The following is a 2,213-nucleotide window of genomic DNA, read 5'->3' as shown; positions in this document are numbered from 1 at the left end:
CGGCCCCCACTCCTTCTTCACCGCATCTCCACCCGGCTCAGGCGTAGCGCTCGGCGAGCACCATCACCGCCGCGACGCACGCCACGAGGAGGGCGAGCAGTGCCATGGGGCTGAGCTGGGAGAAGGGGGACTGCCCCCGCGTCTCCTTGAGGCGCTCGCGGCTCGCGCGGCAGACCGGGCAGCGGCCCTCGCTCACGGGAGCGGCGCAGTTCGCGCACACCAGTCGGTCGTAGGTCATGCGCTTCATCCTTCCGCCCCGGCCGTACCACTCCACTGTGCCAGGTCCCGACCGCGGGGGCGCGGGCGCGTCGCCGGGCCGAGGCCCCCCGGGACCTCGCGGTGAGGGGCCGCCGGGCCCGAACGGCCCCTGCCCCGCCCGCTTTGCCCGCGATCGTGCCCGGAACGGAGGATCGTCCGCGCACGGCGCCGGGCCGGTGTCTGCGAGGCGCCCCCGGGGTCGCGTATGGTCACGCTCACCTGCCCCCGGCGATCCGTGGTGTTTTCGTGATCCGATTCGACAACGTCTCCAAGACCTACCCCAAACAGAGCCGCCCCGCACTCAGGGACGTCTCCCTCGAAGTCGAGCGCGGCGAGTTCGTCTTCCTCGTGGGGTCCTCCGGGTCGGGGAAGTCGACCTTCCTGCGGCTCATCCTGCGCGAGGAGCGCGCGAGCCACGGGCAGGTCCACGTCCTCGGCAAGGATCTCGCGCGCCTGTCGAACTGGAAGGTGCCGCAGATGCGCCGCCAGCTCGGCAACGTCTTCCAGGACTTCCGCCTGCTGCCGAACAAGACGGTCGCGCAGAACGTCGCCTTCGCGCAGGAGGTCATCGGCAAGTCGAAGGGCGACATCCGCAAATCGGTGCCGCAGGTCCTCGACCTCGTCGGGCTCGGCGGCAAGGAGGACCGGATGCCGGGCGAGCTGTCCGGTGGTGAGCAGCAACGCGTGGCGATCGCCCGTGCCTTCGTCAACCGGCCCAAGCTCCTCATCGCCGACGAGCCCACGGGCAACCTGGACCCCCAGACCTCGGTCGGCATCATGAAGCTGCTCGACCGGATCAACCGGACCGGGACCACCGTCGTCATGGCCACGCACGACCAGCAGATCGTCGACCAGATGCGCAAGCGCGTCATCGAACTGGAGAAGGGCCGCCTCGTCCGCGACCAGTCCCGCGGCGTCTACGGCTACCAGCACTGACACCCGGCGTCCGCGGGCCGGCCGTCCCGCGGGCGCCTTGAGTTCTGAAAGGACGCCATGCGCGCCCAGTTCGTCCTGTCGGAGATCGGGGTCGGTCTCCGGCGCAATCTCACGATGACCTTCGCGGTGGTCGTCTCGGTCGCCCTCTCCCTCGCCCTCTTCGGCGCCTCGCTCCTCATGAGCGACCAGGTCGACTCGATGAAGGGCTACTGGTACGACAAGGTCAACGTGACCGTCTACCTGTGCGGCAAGAACGACGTCGGCGAGAGCCCGTCGTGCGCCAAGGGGGCCGTGACCCCCGAGCAGCGCCAGCAGATCGAGACCGACCTCAAGAAGATGCCCGCCGTCCAGACGGTCACGCACGAGACGGCCGACCAGGCGTACAAGCTGTACCAGAAGGAATTCAGCCGCTCGCCGATCGCATCCCAGCTCACCCCGGACCTCATGCCGGAGTCCTTCCGCGTCAAGCTCAAGGACCCCAAGGACTACGACGTCATCGCGACGGCCTTCAAGGGCCGCGCGGGCGTGCAGTCGGTCCAGGACCAGAAGAGCATCCTCGACAACCTCTTCGGGCTGCTCGACGGCATGAACTGGGCGGCGCGCGCGCTCATGGCCCTCATGCTCGTCGTCGCGCTCATGCTGATCGTGAACACCGTCCGCGTCTCGGCGTTCAGCCGCCGCCGCGAGACCGGGATCATGCGGCTCGTCGGCGCCTCGGGCTTCTACATCCAGGCGCCGTTCATCATGGAGGCGGCGGTCGCCGGGCTCATCGGCGGGATCGTGGCCTGCGGGATGCTCGTGGGCGGCCGGTTCTTCATCATCGACGGCGGCCTCGACCTCTCCTCGAAGCTCAACCTCATCGAGTTCATCGGCTGGGGCCCTGTCATCGAGAAGCTGCCGCTCGTCCTCGCGACGAGCATCGTGATGCCCGCGCTCGCCGCGTTCTTCGCGCTGCGCAAGTACTTGAAGGTCTGAGCGGGCCACCGGCACGGGGACGTCCGGGCGCCGCGCGGCCGGGG

Annotated in this window: 3 protein-coding genes; 2 read left to right on the top strand and 1 reads right to left on the bottom strand. The window is 69.3% G+C overall.

Translation table 11 applies throughout. From position 1 onward, the window contains the following. Positions 1 to 37: 37 nt before the first annotated feature. Positions 38 to 238 (bottom strand): hypothetical protein, encoded by a 201-nt coding sequence (locus SSBG_RS09795; RefSeq protein ID WP_037869379.1) that lies wholly within the window; start codon positions 236 to 238, stop codon positions 38 to 40. A 266-nt stretch (positions 239 to 504) separates the two neighbouring features. Here SSBG_RS09795 and ftsE point away from each other — a divergent pair, with 266 nt between their 5' ends. Then, on the top strand, positions 505 to 1,194 hold the full coding sequence (gene ftsE / locus SSBG_RS09790; protein ID WP_008746008.1) for a cell division ATP-binding protein FtsE: 690 nt from the start codon (positions 505 to 507) through the stop codon (positions 1,192 to 1,194). Positions 1,195 to 1,251: 57 nt separating this feature from the next. Continuing rightward, on the top strand, positions 1,252 to 2,169 hold the full coding sequence (ftsX, locus tag SSBG_RS09785) for a permease-like cell division protein FtsX (RefSeq protein WP_007822906.1): 918 nt from the start codon (positions 1,252 to 1,254) through the stop codon (positions 2,167 to 2,169). Positions 2,170 to 2,213: the final 44 nt, after the last annotated feature.

Origin of the sequence: Streptomyces sp. SPB074 (genome assembly GCF_000154905.1) — a bacterium.
In the GTDB taxonomy this organism is placed as follows: domain Bacteria; phylum Actinomycetota; class Actinomycetes; order Streptomycetales; family Streptomycetaceae; genus Streptomyces.
Note: the sequence above shows the minus strand (reverse complement) of the source record. Positions and strands in the feature narration are given on the sequence as shown.

Excerpts from the sequence above, each read along its gene's own strand:
- SSBG_RS09795 (WP_037869379.1), bottom strand. The coding sequence starts at position 238 with ATGACCTACGACCGACTGGTGTGCGCGAACTGCGCCGCTCCCGTGAGC.
- ftsX (WP_007822906.1), top strand. The coding sequence starts at position 1,252 with ATGCGCGCCCAGTTCGTCCTGTCGGAGATCGGGGTCGGTCTCCGGCGC.